Genomic DNA, 23256 nt, shown 5'->3' with positions numbered 1-23256 from the left:
TCTGCCCTACGAATCGTGCAGTTACAATGTTTGGCAAAGAATCACTTTAATTCTATGTACTATTTATGACAAAGACCTTTCAGAAATTTGGTAATTGTAAATGGAAAAAATGAACCCATAAAAAGTTTATTTTCTGAAAGTTATACTAGTTTTTAATCCAAAAGAGGTCAAAATGACCTCTTTTGGATTAATGCTATCTTACTAGATGGAATGTTGCATCCTTTTGTTCTGGTGCACTTTAAAAAAGCTAAATAATCATTTTAAAAATTAATCTTTTGATTCAAATTTGGTCAATACGTGCAAAATAATACCTGCTAACAAGATATATGTTGCATAATGTAAGGCAGGAGTATTCGGGATATGAACAAGTTCCACCTCGAAGAAAAAAGCATAGATTAATAAAATATGAGATAGAATGATACAAAGAAATGCTAGCCATTGAATCATTAAATATGTCCTAGTTAGACACTGTTTGATATATACCCCGATTCCTATTTCTACCAAACTAATTAGAAGTATAAAAATATGTCTACTTCTCAACATAACCCTTAAACCCATCTCTAAACTAGGCTTATCTGGATAGGTAATAGATAAATATTTTCCAGTCCAGGTGAAAAAATACAGACTTAAAAATCCAATAAATAAGTATATAGTTGAAAAATAATTTTTCCTTAGGCCACTCACTATTGAATTGACGTTGAATAATGGCATAAATTTTTTCCAATTTTTGAATAAATCTACCCTAAAATACTATTTCCTGAAATTAAAAGGCTCAAAAAATAAAACTCTTTACTGGCCAAGAACCACAAAATCCAATATTAAACCCTCAAAATGATTCGATAGGCAACATTTCTCTCCATTCCATTAATTTAGGATTATAAATTCTCTAAAAATAAGGTGATGAAATTTAGAAAGTTGCAACTACAAAAAATGTCGCCATACAGCAATTTCCGTTGGTTTTAAAACAAAAAAATCACCATTTCTGATGACTTTTCTGTTTGCTCCCCTTTTCGACGAAAGATGCAGCTATAATGCGATGATTGAGCATGTGACGATTAAGAGATTGAAGAGTTGAACTTGGTATATTTTTGAAGGAAGTTCATTTCTTGATTTCCATTTAGCAAAAATCGCAATTGTCAATTTTTAAAATCAAGACTACCGCAGGGAACCATTACAACATCTGTACCGTCTGCGATCTGGTAAAATAGTTTTTTACCTTTTATGATATATTCTGCCCTAACCGGAAATTTTGTTTTATGGATGAAAATTGCACTGTAAAATAAATAATTATTGGAAGGCGCAATTCTATTATTCAAATCCTTTAATTCATTATTTAAAAGAGCTGGTATACCCGTAAGACCATAATCAAACTCTTGCAATTTGTCAATTGTCATATTTGACTTTGTAAAGGCTACTTTGGCGTACGAATCTTCAGATTTAAAAGAAATGATTGCTGGAAATTTAATTTTTAAATCCAGAGGCGATGATGCCTCATTGCTTACATTAGTCCAAAAAATAAAATAATTGTACTCTTTTCCCTTATAAGAAACAATTCCCCCTCCCTTAGGTAAACTATTGGTAATAATTATTTTATTCTTGATTGTAGAATTATAGACAACTTTAGAATACTCCCAATTCTTTTTTTGAACTGACTGTCCATACAAGTTCAACGAGAGAAATATCAGAAATAAAGTAGAATACTTTTTCATAAAATTAAATAGGGTTACACTATACAAGTATAACCCTTTTACTTTGATTTGTGCTCCCTTAAAGGGTAGAATGTTGCAGCCGTTTTTACCTGAATTTTTAAAACAGAAAAAGAGACCCCAAGAATAAAACTACGTTTAGTTACGGCTCTCAACAATCACTCGGACTCTATCTAAATTGTAAACTTTTCCAAATATAGATGACTGATTTTCTTTCCGCTGTGATGCCACTTTCAGCGTGACAAAGTATGTTCCGGGTTTTATAAATTTGTAGGTACGAGTTAGTTTAATTGCTTTGTTCTCAAGCTTATTAGCTCCCTTTAAATTCTGTTTTTCAGCAAAATTTCCACTTCCATCAAAATCCCATTTTGCATTTACAATATTTCCTGTGTTTTCAGGTAGGTCAATTTGGGCTGAGAAAGAAATAGCATCACCCGCCTTAACAATAGCTTTTTTTGAACCATTAGCCAGCAAATTTACTGTAGCTTGAATTCCTTTTCGTTCATTAGCATTTTTAGGTACAATAACTTGCCCTTGTTTTATGGTATAATTAGTTGAAAGTGGTGGCTCAATTCCTTTTTCTGCCCAATCACTAACATCCAAAAGTGCTTGTAATAAAACACCTGAATAACTTACTACACGTGTTTGATCCTCTTGTTTACTGTCTCCATGAACGGCATGATCCGTATACCATAATCGAAAACTGTGATCCGCATTTTCTTTTAAATTGGAATTGACCATTTGGCGATAAAAATCTCCCTGCCATGGAAACGCTTCTCTATCTAAAAGAGAACATAATAAAATCATTTTTCCATTAAATTTTCCTGTGGGCAAAACCCCTGCTGCACCCATGGTAAATAAGGGTCCTATAAGCATGGGTCTTTGAGGGTATTTTGGCTGCCCATTCTCGTCTCTAAAATAATCCCAAACTTTATATTCTTTGCCTGGTACTTGATGTCTATGATAGGTTTGAACAGCTAAAAAATTAGAGTTGTCGACCTCAACTTCATCCCCGGCCTTTATTTTGACTAAAACAGACATATCTGCTGGCCCAAAAACAACTTTGTTTCCATCAATAGTCGCTAATTGAATCACCTTACCTTTTGCTTCCCCTGAAATAATTTTCAAATCCCCGCCTAAAAAATTGACATCTGGTAAAGCGTCTTCTAAAACGAATCCAACAGGCAAAGCCCCTTCAACTCCACCTATACTTTTCCATGCTAAATCAGCAGAACCTCTTTCTCCTTCAGTCTCTGGTTCCTTTAGTTTTAATTTAATGGCCTCATCTGAAGTTAATCCAGATTTAATTTTACTTTTTTTCTGAATACGAGCCTTTAACAAAGAGGCCGTTGGTGTTGCGCCTAAATACCCTTTAGAGGTCCAAAAGTCTGTAAAGAAAGATGGGTCTATCATTTTCATCCCTTGATATAGTGCGATAAAACCGTGTATTCCCATTTTTTTATAATTAAACCAGGATTGAGGAGGAAAACCTAAATTTGTCGCTTCTTCCAATGCTTCTCTTTCCTCTTGATTTAATCCGGCATACATATCACCACTTCCTCCGGCATCCATCGCATCAATTATACCTGGTAACTTATCATGTAAGATCCTCATAGCATTCATTCTAACCGAGAATACATTGGGAATTGCCATAGGAGATCCTAACACAAACGGCACCACTCCATCCCAGACATTGCTTGTGTTTTCAATACTTCCAATCGTACGATAAGCTCCGCCGCTTCCCCCAAAAGCATACCCAAATGGTCTTTTGCCCCCAAACAATTGTTTCGCAATAACCCTAGAAAAAATAGCACAGGCAGCATTTGCTCTATATGCTCCAATTGTTGGATCATTCCGTAAATTCGGCTTCGCAAAATCAACTTTACCCCCTCCATTTGTTTCAATAAAATAAGCCCCTTTTTCTATAGAGAATCGAATAATATCGTCTTCTCCCTTAGTGGCTTGAGATAAAAATTCATTATCTGGAAAGGGGGTTATATACTGAAAAAATCGTCCTTTATATGCCGTTTTTTGTGGGAAATAGAACGAAAAACGAGTCTCGGTACCCTTAAAACCACCATGAATATAATGGTGTCTAACAGGCTTCTCTCTCCATTCATCAATATCGATGTAGGGCTTTTTAAATAGCGTGTCCTTATTTAAATATTCTTGTTGTAATTGATTACTTAAATCAATTAGGTTACTTTGAGCTGTTACTTGTTTAATAGTAAAAAGCAGAATAATTAGTAAGAATTTAGTTCGCATAATCGTTATTTATTTTTAGAGTTTAATAGAAATGCATCAAGTTCATCAATGGTGTTTTTCGAACACATCCCTCGAATAAAGCAGCCTAACGTATTTTCAAATGCTTCTTGTGGTTTAAGATTAATTTTCTTGAATTTGTCTGACCGAACAAGTCCAGAATACAGCAAATAAATGCTCTCCAATGCCACATTCACAGAAATATCTTTTTTGAAATGTCCTTTTTCCATACCCTGTTTGATTAAGCCCTGAAGAATTCCTTCAAATTTTTTACTAATGGACTTCTCCGTTTTTTGAGCAAGTGTAGGGTAATAATAACTTAACTCTTGAAAAAAAGATTTATTCACATAATACTCTGTATCTACAGCTCTATTCCATATTTGATAAAAGTCAATCGCAGAATTTTCTTCTTTTGGTAAAGCGCGTAACAACTCATATTGCTGTTGATGAAATAGCAATACTGCCTGCTCAAGCAAGTCCTCTTTATTCTTGAAAAACTTGTAGAGAGTCTTAGTAGAAATTCCCAATTCTTTGGTTAATTTCTCATTTGACATGGCCCTAATTCCATATTTCAAAAACAAATTCAAGCTTTGATTTAATAGATTAATTTTAATTTCAGACACTGGTGGAAACTATTTTTATAAAAATAATTTCCAAATCTAATTAATATATTTTTAAATACAATACATTTGTATCTCCCTTGTGTAGAACAATTGATGGGATTTCGTATAAATGATTTCTAGCGATAAGGAGCCCCTAATCTTTGCTTGCAAAATTTAACTAAAGACATGAAAAAATTAGCTTTTATTACTGCCATTTGCTTGGGTTTATGGGGTAAAATAGATGCGCAAAAAGTGCAAATTTTACCCATTCCACAACAAGTAGAAATTTCACCAAAAATCCTTCGTATTGATCGCAAATTTGAAGTATCTGTCCATAATTTACCTCCAATAAGTCAATTAGCTATAAATCGATTCATTGGCTATTGGGAGAAAAAAACCTTGAAGAAATGTCTAATAACATCAAAATCGAATACTGATTTTGACTTTTCGATTGATGCAGATTGGCAGGGAAAATCCAATTCACCTGAGGAATATGAAATACGCATTGATTCCAAAATTAATTTAAAATCTAAAACCAAAGGAGGGTTTTTACACGGTTTAACAAGTTTATCTCAATTGATAAAATCTGACGAACAAGGCTATTTTTTGCCCCAATGTCAAATTTATGATTGGCCGCGTTTTCCACATCGGGGGCTCATGGTTGATGTAGCTCGTCATTTTATTCCGATGGATGTCATTTTACGATCGATTGAAGCAATGGCTGCCTCAAAATTTAACGTATTACATTTACATCTTTCAGATGATGAAGGCTTTCGAATTGAATCAAAAAAATACCCTAATTTACATTTGAAGGGGTCAAATGGGTCTTATTTTACACAAGAAGAAATTCGAAAAATTGTCAAATTTGCTAGTGAACGGGCTATAACCGTAATTCCCGAATTTGATCTACCTGGACATTCTCAAAGTTGGCTAGTTGGCTATCCAGAACTGGCCTCAGAAGATAAAACCTATCAATTAGGTCCACGATTTATTATTGAAGAGGGTAAGCCAATCAATCCTATGGCGTTAGGTCAAATGATAAATTCGCAATCCACACCTACGATTAATCCAACAGAAAAGAAGACTTATAAATTCTTGGAAAATTTATTTAAAGAGATGGCCGATTTATTTCCTGGTCCGTATTTACATGTAGGAATGGATGAAAACAATGGAGTAGCCTGGAAAAAAAATCAAAAAAGTCATCATTTCTGATGACTTTTCTGTTTGCTCCCTTGATAGGTGAAATGTTGCAGCCAAAATCTTTTATTTCAACTCTTCAAAAAGGCCTAAAATCCCTAATATAATTTGAATCCATTTGATTTATTTAAAATAAAAGGAAAAAAGAATCTAAATGTTTTTATTTTTAAATATAAAATACAATTCATTGCATAGAACCAATTTAATAATTCAATGTCTACAGTTTTGACTGTCTGAAAAAGGGGGTAGTTACACCAAAACCAGTCTTTTAGACAAGAACGGGAAGGCTAAATCTACAGAAGTCTAAAATTTTTGAATCAGGACATTAAAATGTATAAAGCTGAATGCGGTAAATTTAAAGCATTCATTGACAGTTAATCTGTTTAATAATTATAAAATCCCTTACCCACTTTCTTGCCCCATTCTCCTTTTTGGAATTTCTCGACAATGGTAGGAGATGGTTTATCTTCATCATTGCCAGAAGCTCGGTATTTTTCCATACCAACGTGATAAGCTAAATCAATACCCGTTAGATCCAAAAGTTGAAATGGACCCATTGGATAACCAAGGCCCTTTACCACAGCCTGATCAATGTCTTCAACAGAAGCTATTCCCAAATCTAAAAGATTTAATGCTTCTTTACGAGTAGCTTGTAACATTCTATTCACCACGAAACCATATATTTCTTTTTGAAGTACCACAGGTGTTTTACCCAATTGAGTTGTTACAGCTTCTAATTCTGCAACCGTTTCCTCTGAAACATGTGGACCTTTCACAATTTCAACTAAGTTCATGACTAGGGCAGGATTAAAAAAATGCATATTAACTACCTTGTCAGGGCGCTTTGTGGCTGGTGCAATTTGAGAACTAACGATATAAGAGCTGTTGGTTGCCAAAATTGTATGTGCTGGACATAGCGTATCTAATTGACTAAAGACTTCCAACTTAACTTCGAGTTTTTCAATAATGGCTTCAATCACCAAATCGGCATCTTTAACTGCTTCTGCCAATTTTGTTTCAAATCTTAACCGTGCTTTCGTTTGGGAAACTTCATCTGCACTCATTCGTCCTTTTGCAATTCGACCAGCAAAATAAGAGTCTGCAAAATCACTCGCACGTTTAAGCGCCAATTCGTTCTGATCCATACAAACCGTTTGAAATCCAGCAATTGCCGCACAAATAGCAATTTGATGTCCCATATTACCGGCACCAATGACGGTAATGTGATAAATATCGGTTCTCATATTATTTTGATTTAGTAATAGAATCAGTTGGGCGGCTTCTCCACCAATTCGCAAGTAATGACCCTGAAATGGTCATCCAAGGAACAGAGATGGCCGAAGCCAAACCAACGGTGGCAATTTTTCCCATTTGTAGGGCGATACCGGAAGACAAGCCTCCATTTTGCAAGCCCACTTCTAAAGAGATGGTTCGGCAGGTTTGCTCACTTAAGCCCGCTAATCGGCCACTCCAATAGCCCAATAAATAGCCAATAGAATGGTGAATCATGGACGCTAAAAACAAAAAAGGTCCTATTTTCAATAATGCATCACGGCCAGATGACACAATGACAACAAGCATCATAAAGACGCCAACCATCGAAATGGTGGGCATGACTTTCTTCAGCACCTGCAATTTTGCCTTAAATAGACTATTCAATACAAGTCCCAAAATGATCGGTAAAATGATCATTTCTCCTACGTGAAGCATCATCTTTAAGAAGTCAACTTCTACATATTTCCCTGCCAAAAATTTCATGAGCAAAGGGGTCATGACTGGAGCCATCAAAGTCGAAATCGTACCGATCGTTATCGATAATGGCACATTAGCTTTTGCAATAAAAGCCAATACATTCGAAGTAACGCCACTCGGAACAGATCCTATGAGGATGATCCCCGCGGCAATTTCAGACGGAAATCCAAAGGTAGTGGCAAGTGTGACTGCGACCAAGGGCATGATAGTGAAATGGCTAATTAGGCCGATAATCACGGCTTTGGGCATTTTTAAAACTCCTTCAAAATCCTTCACGCTCATCTCTGTTCCCATCGTAAACATGATCAACTGGATCAACGGAACAATCAAAGACGAGAACTTAAAATCACCTATGTGGACGAAATACTGTGGATAAAATATCCCTAGAACCACCGCACCTACCAGACACAGCGTGAAAACATGCTGTTTCAAGCGTGGATCGATAAAACCGACCACGACTAAACTAAAAAGTGCGCCTAAAAGAAATACACCCGAATTTAAAAAACCGGCAGACCCAAGACCTTGATAAAAAAACGCCAACAGCAAAAGCAAACTGAGCGCATAAAGTACATTGGGCAGGTTTTTCATCATTTAGAGGTTTAGTGAAATTCGGTTCGAAATCAAAAGTGATGCCTCCGCAAGTTTCTCCCGCACAGCGTCTATTCCCATTTGCGTTTCATCATCGATGCGAGCAAGCATAGGAACCGTCAGCGCAGCAATCGCGTTAGCGTGTTGATCAAAAATAGGATAGGAAATCGCTTGCAAACCCGCGTATTGATTGCTTTTAATTGAAGCAAAACCATGCTTCAAGACCTTTTCTATTTCCTTTTTAAAGTTTTTAATGCGCTCTGGCGACTCGTCCGCTAAACTTTCCTCCATCCGCATCGTGCGAATGGCCGGATCTTGCAAAGCGACTAAAACATATCCAGAAGCGGAAGGGCCCACTTTTAATTCGGCGCCTACACGCGTCATAAAACCAACACCATTTGGAGGTTGAATGGCGGCAATAACGGTTTGGACTCCATTATTATATACTCGCAAATCGCAAGGGAAAAGCGTGTCCGCAGATAATTTTTCCATAACCGGAATGGATTCACTTAACAGGCGATAAGTGGGCGGATGAAAATGCGATAATTGAAATAATTTCGAAGTAAGTGCGTACTTGTTGGATTGATTCGAAATATAATTTCGCGCCACTAAACAAGTCAACATCCGGTAGATTTCGTTGAGATTCCGCCCAAGATTTGCCGCAATTTCTTGTTGGCTTAAACCCGACTCACTCTTAGACAAAAGCTCTAAAATATCGAGCCCTTTGTCTAACGCGGGCGCAGAATAACCGCTACTATTTTTCTCTCTTACTTCGTTTTTCATGGAGTTTACATTCCGATTTGGTGGACTTCAATAATGTTGCCATCGGGATCATGGAAAAATATTTGATACCAGCCGGCTAGAGCCCACTTGCCATAATCAGCATAGGGGATCCCTTTTTCTTCTAATCTTTTCTTAAAGCCTTCGATATCATCCGTGCGAAAACAAAAGTGACCGCGTTCTAAAGGATTAATAAAGTGCTTCATTTCAAAGCCTAAATTTACATCCTTTTTCGTGATATGAAATTCTACTTCGCCGTCTGTCAAAAAATCAACAACCCCGTCAAAGCGATCTTCCGTATCCTCGCCCACTAAATTATGCTCCTCATCCTGAAGACGAGATAAGTTGAAAACCGACTGATAAAACTCCGACGTTCGTGCTACATTCTCTGTGCACAAATTCATGTGGTGGTATTTAAATTTCATAGGAATTACATTTGTGTTTTTTGCAAATATAAAATTAGAATTTTATATATAAAAAAATTAGTTTAAATTTGGGGCAGATTATTTTAAAATCGTGCTCAACGTGCCCTATATGGAACATAACGAACGAATCATCTCAGAAGAAGTATGCAGCCTTTCCGCCGTAAGGAAAGTTGCTTCTATGCTTGACTTAGTGCCATCTGATTTCATAAAAGGCGATTTATTGCCACGAGGCTGGCATTTTTTCATTTTATCGGGAAATGTTCCTCGATCTGAAATCCGTTCAGATGGCTTTCCTGGTTTTGGGGTTCCGATCCCCGATTTAGGCCTGCCACGTTTGGTATTAGGCGGACGGGCAGTTGAGTTCTTGGGAGATATTCGCATTGGGGAGACACTCGAACGCACAAGTTTTGTGACTTCTATAGCAGAAAAAGAAGGTGCAGCGGGCCGTATGGCTTTTGTCAAAATTCAGCACGAGTTACGTAATCAGGAATCCGAACTTTTGCTTAACGAAGTACAAACCTTCATCTTGTTAGAAGCTAGCCAAGGTAAGCCCGTTCTTCCTGCAGGTTCGCTAATTAGTCAAGAAGCACATTCCAAAATATCATTGACGCCGGATGAATTGCAGTTATTTCAATACTCTGCATTGGGCTTTAATTCCCACAAAATCCACCTCGATCGTAGCTATACACAAGAGGTAGAAGGCTATCCGAATTTATTGGTCAACGGAGGACTTGCCACTTTATATGTTACGGAGTTTTTACGCACGCAATGCGGGTTACAGCTAGCTGGGTTTCAAGCGAAACATAGCGCGCCACTTTTCTGTGACGATGAACTTACCCTTTTAGCAAGTCCAGTGGACGCGCAAAACTGGGAGGTAAAGATTTGTAATGCACATCACGCCTTGGCCGTTTCTATCGATGCCCGCGTAAACGCATAATGCCATGTTTGAAGCACTAAAAGGAATAAAAATACTTGATTTAACCTCGGTGGTTGTAGGCCCTGTAGCCACATGGCGATTGAGCCAATACGGAGCTGAGGTCATCAAAATTGAACATCCAAGTGGCGATTTGATGAGAGGTCTAGGAGGTAAATCTCCCTCAGGCCAACATTCCGGTACTTATTTGCATTTAAACCGCGGAAAGCGAAATTTGTGTCTGGACTTAAAAAGCCCACAGGCTCAATCCATCACAGATAAACTGATAAATTGGTGCGATGTCATCATTGCGAATATGCGCCCTGATGCGCTAGAGCGTTTAGGCTTAGGTCCGAAGGCTATTCAGTCCAAACATCCCGAAAAGATCTATTGCCTCATTACTGGCTATGGCACGGAAGGGCCCTATGCGGGTTTACCTACGTACGACAGTGTCTTGCAAGGTGTTTCCGGCATTGCGGGTTTATCCCAATTGCGTGACGGAAAACCGGCCTATGTGCCTATGTTGATTTGCGACCATGTCGTAGGAGAAATCACCTCAGGTGCGATTATGGCAGCAATTATTGACCGTTACAAAACAGGCAAAGGGGCATTTGTAGAGGTCCCTATGTTTGAAACGATGGCGACCTTTGTGTTGCAAGAACATTTGGCACAAAAAAGTTTCGATCCAGCTGTGGGTCCTGTAGGAGATTTACGCTTACTGAGCCCACACAATCAACCCGTCAAAACCAAAGACGGATATATCTCTTTCACCATCAATACAGATCCTCAAGTCACGGCATTTTTAAAGGCCACGGAACGCGCAGCTCTTTTAACGGATCCGCGTTTTCAAACCATAGCCAGCCGGGCTGAATTTGTTAGCGAGTGGTTTGAGGTGCGCGGTGCTCCTTTGTTAAGCAAAACTACCGAGGAATGGCTGCTTGCACTAAGAGCTGTCGACATTCCTGCGATGCCTTGTCACACCATAGATACGCTCATAGAAGATCTGCATTTAACGCAAGTGCAATTAATGCGTACAGAAATACATCCCGTGGAAGGAAAAACGGTGGTCATCCGATCGTCGATTAAACACAATGGACACTACGCGCCGGTGAATTCCTTTGCTCAACCCAAAGGCCATGACACCCAGGCCATTTTAAGGGAACTCGGATATACTCCTTCCGAAATAACCCAATTAATCAACTCAAAAGCAGCGTTAAGCTATGAAAAATAACGATTTCCGTTTATTGATTGACCACGTTTGCGTGATCGTAGGTGCCGCAAATCGGCGCAGCATCGGCTTCGCAACGGCGGAATTATTCGCTAGTCACGGCGCAAAAATCGCCATATTAGATGTAGCGGTAAACGAATCAACACAAGAAGAATTGGCCTCGGCTTTAGCTGAATCGGCTGGCCATCAGGTTTCGCTCGTTTGCATTCCCTGTAACATCGTGGATCCAGCGGCTTGTGATAAGGCAATGGAACAGGTGGTTGCTCATTTTGGGGGTATTGATAGCCTGATCAACTGCGCAGGTGTCGTTCGTTCGGAGGGAATGCTCGATATTCCGAGTCAGGATTTGACTTTTATGATTGATGTGAATTTAAAAGGTACGTTTCATACCTGCCAAAGTGCCCTAACACATTTTGCCAAACAAAAATCAGGACGCATCGTTAACCTAGCCTCCGTCGCAGCACAAAGAGGCGGTGGATTAGTAGGTGGAGCGCACTATGCTGCTTCAAAAGGTGGCGTGCTGAGTTTAACGAAAGCGATTGCACGGGAATTTGGCCCACAAGGAATCCGAGCAAATGCCATTTGTCCATCTATGACTGAAACAGGGATGTTAGATGGTAATGTAAATGATGAACAATTTCAGCAAGTCGTAGCGGGAATTCCGTTGCGAAGAGCTGGAAAACCACTTGATATTGCAAATGCTTGCCTATTCTTAGCGAGCGATTTATCCGCTTACATCACAGGACTTACCTTGGATGTAAACGGGGGAGGTCACATACATTAATTAAACAATATAATGTCACAACACACCTACATCATTGATTCCGTCCGAACAGCGATAGGCAGTTTAGGAGGCGGTTTATCAGCTACACGAGCTGATGATTTAGCCGCCATACCGTTAGGCGCAATTTTAGAACGAAACCCACAACTCGATCCCGCTAGCATCGACGATGTTATCTTGGGATGCCATAATCAGGCTGGTGAAGACAACCGAAATGTGGCTCGAATGGCTCTTCTTTTAGCTGGAATTCCACATACAGTACCCGGAGAAACGGTAAATAGATTATGTTCTTCCGGAATGTCCGCTGTAATTCACGCAAACCGAGCGATAAAAGCCGGAGATGGTGATATTTTTATTGCTGGTGGTGTTGAGCATATGACAAGAAGTCCGTGGGTAATTGCAAAAACGACAAAGCCCTTTGGGAATGATGCCCAAATGTTCGATTCATCATTTGGTTGGCGATTTGTGAACCCTAAAATGAAAGAATTATATGGTATTGATGCAATGGGAGAAACAGCCGAAAACTTAGTAGACTTATTCGCAATCTCCCGCGAAGATCAAGATTTATTTGCTTTTCGATCCCAACAAAAAGCCTTTAAAGCACAAAAAGAAGGATATTTTGCATCGGAAATTGTTCCTGTAAAATCGTCAGATAAAAAAGGAAATATTACTGTTTTTGATCAAGATGAATTCATTAAGGGAAATAGTACGCTTGAAAAGCTCTCTACATTAAAGCCGGCCTTCCGCAAAACGGGCGGCACCGTTACCGCAGGTAATGCTTCTGGAATCAATGATGGTGCGGCAGCTATGTTACTAGCTTCTGAAGCAGCGGTCAATAAATACGGATTTGTGCCCAAGGGCCGGATCGTCGCCTCCGCTGTAGTAGGAGTAGAACCTCGCATCATGGGAATAGGGCCTGTAAATGCGAGTAAGAAGGCTTTAGAAAAAGCAGGGCTAACACTGAAAGACATGGATATTTTTGAATTTAACGAAGCGTTTGCTGCGCAATGTTTAGCTGTGATAAGAGGCTTAGGTCTCTCAGATGATGACGACCGAATCAACCCACATGGTGGTGCCATTGCGTTAGGTCATCCATTGGGCATGTCGGGTACGCGTATTATCCAAACAGCTTTACACGGTTTGGAAAAACATAACAAAAAATATGCATTAGCGGCCATGTGTGTAGGCGTGGGAATGGGCTATGCGGTCATTATCGAGAAAAAATCTAACACATGAAAAATTATCTATTATTCTTCAGCTTGTTGGCAAGCAGCGTTTTTGCTCAAAAAACAGATCACTATTTCACTACTTCAGATGGCGTGAAATTACATTATACGGTCACTGGAAAAGGAAAACCGTTGGTCATTTTTCCGGGCTATACCCAAAGCTCAGCTAATTTTGAACCTAATTTAGAGGTGATAGGCAAGCAATTTCAAGTGTATTGCTTGGACTATCGTTGGCACGGACTTTCAGAGGATCCAAACTACGGCGTACATATTGAACGATTCGCAAAAGATGCAAATGAAATGATTGCAGATGCGAAAATTGGTCCCTTTTACTTATTAGCGCATTCAATGGGAAATACGGTAGCTTGGAGCTACTTTAGTTTATTTGGACAAAACCAAATTATAAAATACATTTTAGGTGATGAGGCTCCGTGTTTAATTACTGATCCATCATGGACAGCTCATGAAAAGGAAATGTACACTGGTAGCGCAACAGATAAAGATTTATGGACGGCTTGGCGCATGCCAAAAAGTCAACAACAACCTCCTAAAAATACCAGGGAGTTGATGATGGGGAAATTATTAACTGAACATTTGGGGAACGATTGGCGAGATATTTTGCCTACAATTCAAGTCCCAACCTTGGCCTTAATGGCAGAAAAGGGAACGTTTAATAATCAACATCTCTTTGACTATTTCTTAAAAACCATACCACATTCAGAACTAAAAGTTATTCCAAACGCGGGTCATGGCTACTATGCAACAAACCCCAAAGAATTCAACGAGATTGTATTGAATTACTTTTCGAGTAAATAAAAAAAGGGGCTCATTTTATTGGCCCCTTTCTAAATTAGTTCTTTGTCACTTTCAAATCTTTGAAGTAACCGATTGTTCCCACTTCCACCCACAAACCTATGCTTCCGTGAGTAGACTTGCCTAACATTTTATTAACGATGAAATTGGGTGACTTTTGCTTATTAATAAACAAAGCAACTTTCTCCTTATAAAATTCAATCCGGACATCTATCCATTCATTTAACCCAATATCTGCATACGTTTCATAAATGCCGTTTGACTCTTTTCGTAAGCGACTAAAGGTATAACCGGGATAAGCAAAATACTGTACGGTATGGTTTCTGCGAAGTTGATCATCTGCGCGACCGTTACTTGGACGCAAATATATATTTTCAAACATCGTATTCGCTTCGTCAATTCGGTAGGCTAAACCGATAAATCCACGAGCTTGCGGAAACGGCGAGTCAGATTGAATCTTACTCAACATCTTCACTTCGACAGTACCATTTTCGATGTCGGTATTCGCTAGCTTAACAAATGTCGGCCCATCTACCGAATTCTCGATGTTATTGATATCAAACGGAGATTTCACTAAGTCTCTAGTGACTTCTAATACTTTTGCTCCATCCATTTCAACAACTTTAGCTATTGAATTAATGGCTTTGTATTCCTGATTATCCCAGGTGAATTGTTGGGCATAGTTTGGTAAAGCCAACAATATCATGAATGCAATAAAAACCTTATTTCTCATGTGATGATTTATAAAATAAACCTGCGCCGTAGGTGGTACCCAAAGTTCCAGGTTTTAATTGTAAATAAAAACGACTCGTTTGATCTTCCTCAATGGCTAAGCCACCTGATTTTTGAACCACCAGATCAGAACCAAACATCAATTTCTTTGGATCAGCAGGTGTACCAAAATCTTGTGGCCCTCCACCTTGATTTACTAATTGATTATATCCAACAACTAAGGAATTATGAATTTGATAGGTGTTTTTTGCTTCTTTCTCAAGCACCCAAAAGACATTTATTCCACTCAAGACATTGTTATAAAATTTGAAATCTGGTGTTGTAGACCATGTCCAAACCGCGGCCCCATAACTGTTCAAAACTAAATTATGGTGCATGCTTGATTGCTCTGAAGGCGAATTCCACATTACGATCGCGTCTTTCACACCGTAAAATACACAATGGTCTACTTCCAGTTGTTTCCCATTTGCAAGAATACCCAAGTGATTAGGTAAAGCGAATTGATTTCCCAAAAACAAACATTGCGTAACACGCAAATCACTTAAGTTCTTCCCTTCCCATACAATTGGATAATTTCTAACAAGTACACCGGCTCTTGGTTTCTCATGAACAGGTTCACCTAAAATACGAAGTCCTTGAATTGTGGTATGATTGTTTTCAATTAATATACCATAGTTTGACCCGCCAGTAATTATTTTTTTGTCATCGCGTTCTATTTTAAATGGCATTGTTGACACAATAATAGGCATTTTATTCGGCTCCCAAGCAGAACTATCTGGTAAGATTTCAGCTCGAATTTCAAGGCGATCTTGTTTTGAAAACTCCCACTGAACGGGGTTAAATGCTGCGGTTTCTGCAAGCCCATATGTACCCTCAGATAACAACACTTTTATACTTCCTTTACCCACTAATTTATTGACACGTTTAGCCGCCTCCGTCAATGTCTTCAAAGGAGCAGCTTGTGAGCCAGCCGCTCCATCTTCACCCGAATTAGCATTCACATAAATAACTTCCTTGCGTTGTGCAAATGAAGAAATTGTAGCTAACATAATCGTTAGCCCTAATATCAATACTTTTCTCATATTTATCTATTTTTCATCAAAGCTACCTAATTGCGGTATATATTTGTAACCATTATTCAATTAGTAGTAACCTCTAAGTAACTATAAAATGCGTTTTATAGACAATCCCTTTCAGTGTCCCGTGACTCGAACAATGTCAATCATTGGTGGTAAATGGAAACCCATTGTCTTGAATTGTATCGGGGATAAAACTATCCGCTTTGGTAAACTAAATCAGTTAATACCCGCGATATCGAATAAGGTTCTTTCAAAAGAACTTAATGACCTAGAAACTTTAGGATTAATCGATCGAATTGAGTTTGACGAAAAACCTCCGAGAGTAGAATACAAGTTAACAAAGGCGGGATTGAGTTTGATGCCTGTTTTAATTGAAGTTGCAAAATGGGGTAATTCCCACTTAGCGAAGGATATAGAGTCAAAATTATAAGGGGATTAGACATAGTCTTTTTATACATTCCTATTTAATTTACCAACAGTCGAAAAATCAAAAAAAATTTGGTCACGATTTTAACATGGGTCTGAGGGGTCTCTTTATATTAAAAGAATTTAGCCCCCGGAGAGCGGATACAAGGAACCGCCCCGGTCACCAGCACTCCCTAGTTATATTCAATGAAACTTGTGAAAAACTTGTGAGAAAAAAAAGTAGCATAAATTAACGATACTTGAATTTCCAAAATCGTCATTTTGCTTCATGAGCTCGAACCACTAAAATAGATGAATAGATTAAATAGAGAAGGATTTAAAACAAAAAAAGTCACCATTTCTGATGACTTTTCTGTTTGCTCCCTCTCCTGGGCTCGAACCAGGGACCCCATGATTAACAGATTTTTAAGGGTCATAATGATATGTTACCATACAGGGTTTAAACACTGATTTCAAGTAAATTAGAATTAGATTTATAACGGATGTCCGACTTTGTCCACCTTTGTATTGGATTCTTGGCGTGATTCTTGGCAACAATTACTCCAAGTAGGTTTTAATCTTGTTTAACAAATTCACCTTATTAAAATACTTGCTTCTATCATTAAAATGTGAAGCAATAAAATTAGAAAATGACGTAAATGAATTTAACTTATTCTGATGCTTTCGGTGGCGTGACATGGAATATATATATTTTTCTAATAACGCTTTAAAATTTAAAGACGACTCGTAAAGTTCAGCACTGTAATAAATTAAAGTATCAATATCTATAACTACTAAATCTTTAACTCTTGAAGTATTATATCCCAAGTTTTTAAGTTTCTCAACTTCAATTTTAAACCAAGTATTCAAGATAAAATTAAGTCCGGGAACATCGAAAACCTTATCATGTAAAACCAAAATAGGATATATCTCCATCCTTTCCGGGTTCATTTCAGAGTCAAATTTATATTTGTCATCAAAGAGGTCCTTTACACAATTAATAAGCTGTATTATCCCTTTGTTATTTTCATTTGAGTTCATAAACTTTTCTCTGAGAAGTTTTTCATATTGATGATAGTCATAAGAAACCAATACTTCCTTCTTAATCAAGACATCTTTACTTTCAAATAAAAAAACACTTTTGCCGTTCCTAATGTAAAAATCCGGTTCTTTAACTTTTATACATTTTTTAATTTCATCGCCTGAAAAACTCAAATACTTGTTTTTAAAAACGCTTAATAATACCGATTGCATTAATGTTTTTTCGGAAAATTCATCACAATAAATCGGCCTAAAATCTTTATAAAACGGCACTTCTCCATTAGTCTTTAGAGTATTATTTATATCATTTAATTTGAAGTACATTCCTTTAAAAATACATTCAAACACAAATGGTAGGTAAACTATCAAATAGTTGCCATTTTTTAACTTTACTATGGGGTTTGACCTTATAGTCTTGAAATCCTCTTCAAATCTTCCCTCTTCATTGTTCATAATCAATTCATCTAAAAACAAATGATTATACTCCAAATTATCAGTAATTATAAATTCAATGGATTTATTAGTAAATCGATTATCTATAATATGGCCCAAAAATGATAATAAGGCTTTTACAAAATCACTCAATTTTGTAATCCCAAATCGATTTATATACTTACTAAGTAATATGTTTCCGCATTCAGATTTTTTTAAATATTCAAACAAGAGATTCATCTTGAATACTTGCGTGATGAATATTTTCTGAACATCTGTATTGTTAAAATCGTAATTTGAGAATGATGTTGAAAAAACAGCTTCTGCAAATTTTCCTTCATTTATTAAATTCGTTGATTTAGGAGGATTTAGATTTATTTTATCGTTAACAATTAAGATTGCATTAAAAAAACTTACCTCAGATTGTACAGAAAACTCATTTTCAACATCAGAATTTAAGTTGAACACTACTTCAAATAGAAACAATAATGCTTTCACATTTATTATTTTTACATTCTTTGATTGGCTCTGAATTCTTGAAATTTTGAATAAAAGTTCATCACGATACTTCTTATTTTTTGAGTTAAAAAAAGAAGTTATCAAATCTCTTTCAAGTACAGCATTGTCAGATAAAAATGGCCCTAATAAATGACAAATTGCTTTTAATGCCTTCTCTCGATTTATGCCAGACATAATCTCCTCTACAGTTTTATCTGATGGACCAAATAAATCTGAATAACCAATTAAGACACCATGAGATATTTTTCCCATTTATAAATTTTTGTCAATGTAATTAAAATAAACAACTATTAATCTCCTTTGACTGTTCCACAGTTAACTGACCGACATAGTGTTGTGTTACAACCGTAGTTGCATGACCCAAGTGTTCCGCAATATGGTTTATTGAACGCCCATTCCGGTTCAAAGTCGTGGCGTACGAATCCCTCGCAATATCCAACACAAGGTTTAAGGAAAGGTCTAATTTTTGGGTGACATACTTTAGCTCTTTATTAATTTCACCACACAGCTTGTGTGACTTGTTTGCTAAGGTTGTGTCAGTATATCCATCCTTCATCTTCCCGATAATAAATGGACTATCCTTAACTCCAATCTTATCTAACACCTCTTGGAGTTTATCATCCAATGGCGCTTGAATAGGTTTAATATTACTACGTCTGGTGGTCTTTGTTTTTGTCCTATAGAAGATGAAACACCCTCCTTTGATATGGTCCCATCTCATCGCCAACAGGTCCACAAAATTGATTCCATTACATCGGTACAAGAACAACCAAATATCACGTGCCCATTCCTGTTCCTTTGTCTCAAACTCGTTAAGTTCAGCAATTGCTTGGATTTCCTCCGCTCTTAATACCACCTTTGAAGGGAAATACGTTTTGATACCGTAACCACCTGCTCCAAATGGATATTCATAATCTTGAGGTATAAACTTGGTGATGTTTCTATGGTAATTGATAACCGTACGAATATCAGTCATATAACCCGAAATGGTTGCCGGTGAACCACCACGTTTTGAAACCTCATGTTCAAAATCATGTAGAAAGTTAACGGTAATGTCCTTATAGGTTAACCCCGGCTTGAACTTTTCCAATTGATTTCTTGCGGTCTTCATTCTGTTCTTCGACGCTGGCTTTAACCTCTTGTTCTCTCTGAAATATTCCGCCATTTCGAAATAGGTCATCTCGGATGGTTTAATCTGATTGACTGGTTCATTTAAATCCTCCTTAAAAAACTCCTCTCTAAACTGTTGTCTATCAAATGGTATTACTCTTTCGAATACATTCTCGGCCTTCTCCAAAAACTCATCGCACCGTTGGCGATATTCTTTACTCTTTTCATCTAACGACCGCTTTACAAAAACGTGATTATACTGTTGTTCCGTCAGCTTATCAATGTTTAAGTATAAGACTTCCCCTTGGTGTTGAACAATGACTGAAAGATTAAATCTCCCATGTTTGTCGGGTCTATTCCCTCTCTTGTCTAATCGGATATTAATTGTTGCCATAACGCACTTTTCTGTTTAATGTCGGTAACTGGGGTAATTCAATTGTTGTTCTTACTCCTGATTTAACCCACTGGTCAAGTTCATCTCTGTCAAAACGAGGTGAACGACCAATCTTTGTGAATGGTATCTTCCCATTCTTCATCCATTCCCCCAAAGTGGAACGTGATACATTAAGATAATCACATGTCATCTTAACGGTTAGGTACTTCGTGTAAAAATAAATGAGGTCTTTCATGATATTATGTTGAAAAACGGCGTCAAAGATATTGCTTACAATTCAGTGGCGCCGCATGTTTATGCAGCAATCGATAATTCGATTTTGGTTTGTTCTCTTTCTTCAAGTCGTTTTTTAAGACGTTTATTACAAAAGTCAATTGACTCATGGTCTACGTCCCAGCCGTAACCATGTCTTCCGTTTAAAATTGCCGATTCCAAGCCGGAACCACTCCCAAGGAACAATTCCCCCACATTTTCCCCCGGATTACTGTAGCCTAAGATAAATTTCTCATAGATGTCAACTGATGTGGGGGCCTGGTGAAAAAATTCATCATCAACATCCGAGTATTCTGACTTTTGAAATACTGACTCAATAAACACATTGGTAATGGATGACTCAGGGGATGCCATTGAATATCCTTTACCACCAGTGGTTCTTGACGAACCAGGAATCACTTTGAACTCCCCAATTGAAGAGGGTCTTGTGACATCATTAAATAACGTTTCATTTGCTGGTTTTAAACCTGCGACGATGATGGTTTCTTTCGAATTCAGAAATCTTGCCACGTGAGGCGTAGCCTTAGCGTTGGTCTTGACAAAGGTATTTACATCAAGAATATACCAGCCATCCTTCTCAAGTGCAGTTTCTAATTTGGTACATACACCTTGGTAGCCATCTCTGTAAGTCTCGCCAATGATAATCACAACTACACCATTTGATAATAACTTTCTCTTAGCTCCTCGATAAAACTTCACCTCGTTCTCAATGTACTCTTTCAAAGTTTCTTCCTGACCATGGATAAAATAATCAGGTTGATTTCTGTATTCACGAAGCTGAAAATATGGTGGTGATTGAATGAACATTCTCATGCTGGAATCAGGAATGTCCGAAAGGTCCATTGAGGATGTGTTAAACAAATGGAAACTAATGTCATTTACCTTTCCCTCATAATCCTTACGTTTTCTTTCTGCAATTTTGGCTTCTTTCTTAGCCTTTTCTCCAAGTAATTGATGTGCTTTGTCAATCTTATATAACCCATTTTCCAAACCGGCCATAATCCCTACTTTATTACCTGGATTCTCATCTTCAAACCATTTTACTTCCATCAATTTTCGTAAAGAAGATGCTTTAATAGGAAGGTTAAGAAGGTGGCAAACCATCTCAAATCTATCCTTGCCCACCAAGCCATAGTGTTCATCCTTATCAATAAAGTCAAACCCCATTAAATCTCTTTTCTTACCTTGTGATTTACCAATAAGACCTAACATGTGCTCTCCATAATGTGCCATCTCTGAGTATGACATATTTGTTCGTTGGTTACTGGTTAATCTGATTTTTACAGCGTCCTCATCAGGAATGTTAATGTGCAGACATTGTAAAGTTTTCAATCCTAAGGATTTCGCAACTTCCAATCGGACGATTCCGTCTGTTACATAAAAGGTATCTCCAATAAGATTGCCAAGTAGTGGTGTAAACTGACCCAATCGATTCATGGTGTATTCAATGTGGTCCTTCTTTTTTGGTTTCACAAATTGCTCAAGCAAAGGGTGAATTTTAATTTTCTCAAGCGGCAATTCTTGAACCTGTTTAACTGAGATATTATTTTTCATAAATAACATATTTTATTGTAAGTTTTATATTTTGACTTACATTGTGGATAAAAAAATAGGGGCGCTGCAAAAAACTTGAAGGATTTCTTCAAATCATATTGGCCTGGCAGAGCACTGGCCATTATCAATCCACCCTCTCCCGAGTTGATTGATGACTAAAATTTATCATATTTCTACATGTTTAACTTTTTAAAAGACTTACAATTTGAGTAAAAAAAACCACTAACTATATAACTCCTGATACTTAGCAAATGACATTTCTTGTATTTGCTTCGCCGCATCCCTCAACATTTCACTATCATTCTTACCATCAACATAACTATCTTCTCTACCCAACGACTTAGTGAACACTTTCACCTTCTTATCATTATCATCAAGCCAGAACCCTCTAACAGACAGATAAGGTATTTTACTTACAGGGTGAACGTTCTTTATTACATGAAACTCCGGTTGTATTACTAATCTAAGTCTCTTTAATTGAAGGCTCATTTGGTAAAACTTGGTGTGGAACTCATGAAACTGACCACCTTGATTAGACTCACAAACATTATGTGTGTAATAGTCTAACATACTTTGCTTCAATTGAGTCAATTTAATCCACCTACTCATGTCGCTTGTGTCGTTGTAAATCTCGTCTTTAAAATTATCTTCCAAAATAAACTCAACTACTGTCTTAGCAGGTGGAATCGTTTTTAAGGCCGGAAATTCATCAAAGAATTTATCAGTCATCTCTTTATTTAACTTATTGCTAGGTACCTTAGGTATTAACAACAATAATAGAAGTGATTGTTGGTAATTATCTCCACACCCATTCATGGCATCCAGCGCATGCTGAACAATTTCGTTACCGTAAGTAAGAACCTCCTGAATGAATGACATTTACAATTTGTTTGTTTGGTTTGACAAATGTACGAATATTGTTGTACTTTCCAAAAAACTTACAAAAATATTTTAAATTATTTTTATTCCTTTAATTTAAAGGAGGTTGAAATGTGCCATTATTCAATAGAATCGTTGATTTCGTCTATAATTTTTTTTATGTCATGTAGGTCTGTATCCATATGTTTTATGATAGTTCCCCGGTGAATTCCTGAATATTTGGATATACTCGACTTGGAAATCGGGATACCTTTGGCTTCCATCTCCTCAATAGTTGCTCTAATTTTCAGCTTGGTTTCATTCTCTTTTAGGATACCTCGAATCTTGCCCGACACCTTTCGTTTGTTAAATGTTGCATCACAATCCTTATTGTAATGGATTCGTTTTAAGACCGGCTTGACTTTTGAGTTCCCAAGGAATGTAGCACCATTATATACGTGTACTAACCCCCTAATAGACTGGACTAAATTTTAAAAAGAGTTTAGAACCAATTAAATTAGGGAAAATGAAAAGAGAAAGAAGAGTATTCAGTCCAGAAGACCGTCTAGCTATTATTCAAGAAGGT

General features: G+C 37.5%; 23 protein-coding genes. 7 read left to right on the top strand and 16 right to left on the bottom strand.

What is annotated here, in order from left to right; all coding sequences use genetic code 11:
* Window positions 1-267 precede the first annotated feature (267 nt).
* The 4 genes from ACST15_RS05405 to ACST15_RS05390 all read right to left on the bottom strand — a co-directional run bounded on the left by ACST15_RS05405 (window position 268) and on the right by ACST15_RS05390 (window position 4591).
* On the bottom strand, window positions 268-711 hold the full coding sequence (locus ACST15_RS05405; protein WP_459453670.1) for a hypothetical protein: 444 nt from the start codon (window positions 709-711) through the stop codon (window positions 268-270).
* Window positions 712-1136: 425 nt separating this feature from the next.
* Window positions 1137-1709 carry a hypothetical protein gene (locus ACST15_RS05400; protein ID WP_459453669.1) on the bottom strand — a complete coding sequence of 191 codons (573 nt, stop codon included), beginning with the start codon at window positions 1707-1709 and terminating at the stop codon, window positions 1137-1139.
* Window positions 1710-1844: 135 nt separating this feature from the next.
* Window positions 1845-3971 carry a PKD domain-containing protein gene (locus tag ACST15_RS05395; protein WP_459453668.1) on the bottom strand — a complete coding sequence of 709 codons (2127 nt, stop codon included), beginning with the start codon at window positions 3969-3971 and terminating at the stop codon, window positions 1845-1847.
* A gap of 5 nt (window positions 3972-3976) precedes the next feature.
* Window positions 3977-4591, bottom strand: a complete 615-nt coding sequence (locus ACST15_RS05390) for a TetR/AcrR family transcriptional regulator (protein WP_459453667.1) — start codon at window positions 4589-4591, stop codon at window positions 3977-3979.
* 165 nt (window positions 4592-4756) lie between these two features.
* Between ACST15_RS05390 and ACST15_RS05385 the strand changes: the two genes are divergently transcribed.
* Window positions 4757-5782, top strand: coding sequence for a family 20 glycosylhydrolase (locus ACST15_RS05385; protein WP_459453666.1), 1026 nt, complete (start codon window positions 4757-4759; stop codon window positions 5780-5782).
* A 368-nt stretch (window positions 5783-6150) separates the two neighbouring features.
* Here the strand turns inward: ACST15_RS05385 and ACST15_RS05380 are convergent, their stop codons facing one another.
* From ACST15_RS05380 to ACST15_RS05365, 4 genes are read right to left on the bottom strand one after another with little or no spacing between them, the layout of a single operon-like run.
* Window positions 6151-7011, bottom strand: coding sequence for a 3-hydroxyacyl-CoA dehydrogenase family protein (locus ACST15_RS05380; protein WP_459453665.1), 861 nt, complete (start codon window positions 7009-7011; stop codon window positions 6151-6153).
* Between the two features lies 1 nt (window position 7012).
* Window positions 7013-8110 carry a bile acid:sodium symporter family protein gene (locus tag ACST15_RS05375; protein ID WP_459453664.1) on the bottom strand — a complete coding sequence of 366 codons (1098 nt, stop codon included), beginning with the start codon at window positions 8108-8110 and terminating at the stop codon, window positions 7013-7015.
* Window positions 8111-8890, bottom strand: a complete 780-nt coding sequence (locus tag ACST15_RS05370) for an IclR family transcriptional regulator (protein ID WP_459453663.1) — start codon at window positions 8888-8890, stop codon at window positions 8111-8113.
* Between the two features lie 5 nt (window positions 8891-8895).
* On the bottom strand, window positions 8896-9291 hold the full coding sequence (locus ACST15_RS05365) for a VOC family protein (protein ID WP_459453662.1): 396 nt from the start codon (window positions 9289-9291) through the stop codon (window positions 8896-8898).
* A gap of 130 nt (window positions 9292-9421) precedes the next feature.
* Here ACST15_RS05365 and ACST15_RS05360 point away from each other — a divergent pair, with 130 nt between their 5' ends.
* Genes ACST15_RS05360 through ACST15_RS05340 form a run of 5 tightly spaced genes read left to right on the top strand, consistent with a single transcriptional unit; the run spans window position 9422 to window position 14276 of the window.
* On the top strand, window positions 9422-10249 hold the full coding sequence (locus ACST15_RS05360) for an HTD2 family dehydratase (protein ID WP_459453661.1): 828 nt from the start codon (window positions 9422-9424) through the stop codon (window positions 10247-10249).
* Between the two features lie 4 nt (window positions 10250-10253).
* On the top strand, window positions 10254-11456 hold the full coding sequence (locus ACST15_RS05355) for a CaiB/BaiF CoA transferase family protein (protein WP_459453660.1): 1203 nt from the start codon (window positions 10254-10256) through the stop codon (window positions 11454-11456).
* Window positions 11446-12237 carry an SDR family NAD(P)-dependent oxidoreductase gene (locus ACST15_RS05350; protein ID WP_459453659.1) on the top strand — a complete coding sequence of 264 codons (792 nt, stop codon included), beginning with the start codon at window positions 11446-11448 and terminating at the stop codon, window positions 12235-12237. The genes ACST15_RS05355 and ACST15_RS05350 overlap by 11 nt, the downstream gene beginning before the upstream one ends.
* 12 nt (window positions 12238-12249) lie before the next feature.
* Window positions 12250-13470, top strand: a complete 1221-nt coding sequence (gene pcaF / locus ACST15_RS05345; protein ID WP_459453658.1) for a 3-oxoadipyl-CoA thiolase — start codon at window positions 12250-12252, stop codon at window positions 13468-13470.
* Window positions 13467-14276: an alpha/beta fold hydrolase gene (locus ACST15_RS05340; RefSeq protein ID WP_459453657.1), complete on the top strand. Its 810-nt coding sequence runs from the start codon at window positions 13467-13469 to the stop codon at window positions 14274-14276. The genes pcaF and ACST15_RS05340 overlap by 4 nt, the downstream gene beginning before the upstream one ends.
* A gap of 34 nt (window positions 14277-14310) precedes the next feature.
* On the opposite strand, the gene ACST15_RS05335 is transcribed toward ACST15_RS05340, so the two are convergent.
* Both ACST15_RS05335 and ACST15_RS05330 read right to left on the bottom strand, forming a co-directional pair.
* Window positions 14311-15006 carry a hypothetical protein gene (locus ACST15_RS05335; protein ID WP_459453656.1) on the bottom strand — a complete coding sequence of 232 codons (696 nt, stop codon included), beginning with the start codon at window positions 15004-15006 and terminating at the stop codon, window positions 14311-14313.
* Entirely contained in the window at window positions 14996-16087 is a 1092-nt protein-coding gene (locus ACST15_RS05330) for a right-handed parallel beta-helix repeat-containing protein (protein WP_459453655.1), read from the bottom strand. The genes ACST15_RS05335 and ACST15_RS05330 overlap by 11 nt, the downstream gene beginning before the upstream one ends.
* A 133-nt stretch (window positions 16088-16220) precedes the next feature.
* Between ACST15_RS05330 and ACST15_RS05325 the strand changes: the two genes are divergently transcribed.
* Window positions 16221-16514: a winged helix-turn-helix transcriptional regulator gene (locus ACST15_RS05325; protein ID WP_459453654.1), complete on the top strand. Its 294-nt coding sequence runs from the start codon at window positions 16221-16223 to the stop codon at window positions 16512-16514.
* 533 nt (window positions 16515-17047) lie between these two features.
* Here the strand turns inward: ACST15_RS05325 and ACST15_RS05320 are convergent.
* From ACST15_RS05320 to ACST15_RS05295, 6 genes are all read right to left on the bottom strand, one after another.
* A complete protein-coding gene (locus tag ACST15_RS05320; protein WP_422174929.1) occupies window positions 17048-18733 on the bottom strand; it encodes a hypothetical protein in 1686 nt (561 codons plus the stop codon).
* Window positions 18734-18755: 22 nt separating this feature from the next.
* The gene (locus ACST15_RS05315; RefSeq protein WP_459453653.1) at window positions 18756-19985 is read right to left on the bottom strand and encodes a tyrosine-type recombinase/integrase; all 1230 of its coding nucleotides are present in this window, start codon (window positions 19983-19985) and stop codon (window positions 18756-18758) included.
* The gene (locus ACST15_RS05310) at window positions 19972-20220 is read right to left on the bottom strand and encodes a helix-turn-helix domain-containing protein (RefSeq protein ID WP_459453652.1); all 249 of its coding nucleotides are present in this window, start codon (window positions 20218-20220) and stop codon (window positions 19972-19974) included. The genes ACST15_RS05315 and ACST15_RS05310 overlap by 14 nt, the downstream gene beginning before the upstream one ends.
* Before the next feature lie 59 nt (window positions 20221-20279).
* Window positions 20280-21812, bottom strand: coding sequence for a DNA methyltransferase (locus ACST15_RS05305; RefSeq protein WP_459453651.1), 1533 nt, complete (start codon window positions 21810-21812; stop codon window positions 20280-20282).
* Window positions 21813-22034: 222 nt separating this feature from the next.
* A complete protein-coding gene (locus ACST15_RS05300; protein ID WP_459453650.1) occupies window positions 22035-22691 on the bottom strand; it encodes a hypothetical protein in 657 nt (218 codons plus the stop codon).
* A 119-nt stretch (window positions 22692-22810) separates the two neighbouring features.
* A complete protein-coding gene (locus ACST15_RS05295; protein ID WP_459453649.1) occupies window positions 22811-23026 on the bottom strand; it encodes a hypothetical protein in 216 nt (71 codons plus the stop codon).
* Between the last annotated feature and the right edge of the window lie 230 nt (window positions 23027-23256).

The sequence above is a fragment of the Aquirufa sp. Wall-65K1 genome (assembly GCF_054558475.1).
Note: the sequence above shows the minus strand (reverse complement) of the source record. Positions and strands in the feature narration are given on the sequence as shown.

Bases quoted from the DNA above. Each gene is read 5' to 3' on its own strand.
- ACST15_RS05405 (WP_459453670.1), bottom strand. From the start codon at position 711: ATGCCATTATTCAACGTCAATTCAATAGTGAGTGGCCTAAGGAAAAAT.
- ACST15_RS05400 (WP_459453669.1), bottom strand. From the start codon at position 1,709: ATGAAAAAGTATTCTACTTTATTTCTGATATTTCTCTCGTTGAACTTG.
- ACST15_RS05395 (WP_459453668.1), bottom strand. From the start codon at position 3,971: ATGCGAACTAAATTCTTACTAATTATTCTGCTTTTTACTATTAAACAA.
- ACST15_RS05385 (WP_459453666.1), top strand. From the start codon at position 4,757: ATGAAAAAATTAGCTTTTATTACTGCCATTTGCTTGGGTTTATGGGGT.
- ACST15_RS05380 (WP_459453665.1), bottom strand. From the start codon at position 7,011: ATGAGAACCGATATTTATCACATTACCGTCATTGGTGCCGGTAATATG.
- ACST15_RS05375 (WP_459453664.1), bottom strand. From the start codon at position 8,110: ATGATGAAAAACCTGCCCAATGTACTTTATGCGCTCAGTTTGCTTTTG.
- ACST15_RS05370 (WP_459453663.1), bottom strand. From the start codon at position 8,890: ATGAAAAACGAAGTAAGAGAGAAAAATAGTAGCGGTTATTCTGCGCCC.
- ACST15_RS05365 (WP_459453662.1), bottom strand. From the start codon at position 9,291: ATGAATTTGTGCACAGAGAATGTAGCACGAACGTCGGAGTTTTATCAG.
- ACST15_RS05360 (WP_459453661.1), top strand. From the start codon at position 9,422: ATGGAACATAACGAACGAATCATCTCAGAAGAAGTATGCAGCCTTTCC.
- ACST15_RS05355 (WP_459453660.1), top strand. From the start codon at position 10,254: ATGTTTGAAGCACTAAAAGGAATAAAAATACTTGATTTAACCTCGGTG.
- ACST15_RS05350 (WP_459453659.1), top strand. From the start codon at position 11,446: ATGAAAAATAACGATTTCCGTTTATTGATTGACCACGTTTGCGTGATC.
- pcaF (WP_459453658.1), top strand. From the start codon at position 12,250: ATGTCACAACACACCTACATCATTGATTCCGTCCGAACAGCGATAGGC.
- ACST15_RS05340 (WP_459453657.1), top strand. From the start codon at position 13,467: ATGAAAAATTATCTATTATTCTTCAGCTTGTTGGCAAGCAGCGTTTTT.
- ACST15_RS05335 (WP_459453656.1), bottom strand. From the start codon at position 15,006: ATGAGAAATAAGGTTTTTATTGCATTCATGATATTGTTGGCTTTACCA.
- ACST15_RS05330 (WP_459453655.1), bottom strand. From the start codon at position 16,087: ATGAGAAAAGTATTGATATTAGGGCTAACGATTATGTTAGCTACAATT.
- ACST15_RS05325 (WP_459453654.1), top strand. From the start codon at position 16,221: ATGTCAATCATTGGTGGTAAATGGAAACCCATTGTCTTGAATTGTATC.
- ACST15_RS05320 (WP_422174929.1), bottom strand. From the start codon at position 18,733: ATGGGAAAAATATCTCATGGTGTCTTAATTGGTTATTCAGATTTATTT.
- ACST15_RS05315 (WP_459453653.1), bottom strand. From the start codon at position 19,985: ATGGCAACAATTAATATCCGATTAGACAAGAGAGGGAATAGACCCGAC.
- ACST15_RS05310 (WP_459453652.1), bottom strand. From the start codon at position 20,220: ATGAAAGACCTCATTTATTTTTACACGAAGTACCTAACCGTTAAGATG.
- ACST15_RS05305 (WP_459453651.1), bottom strand. From the start codon at position 21,812: ATGAAAAATAATATCTCAGTTAAACAGGTTCAAGAATTGCCGCTTGAG.
- ACST15_RS05300 (WP_459453650.1), bottom strand. From the start codon at position 22,691: ATGTCATTCATTCAGGAGGTTCTTACTTACGGTAACGAAATTGTTCAG.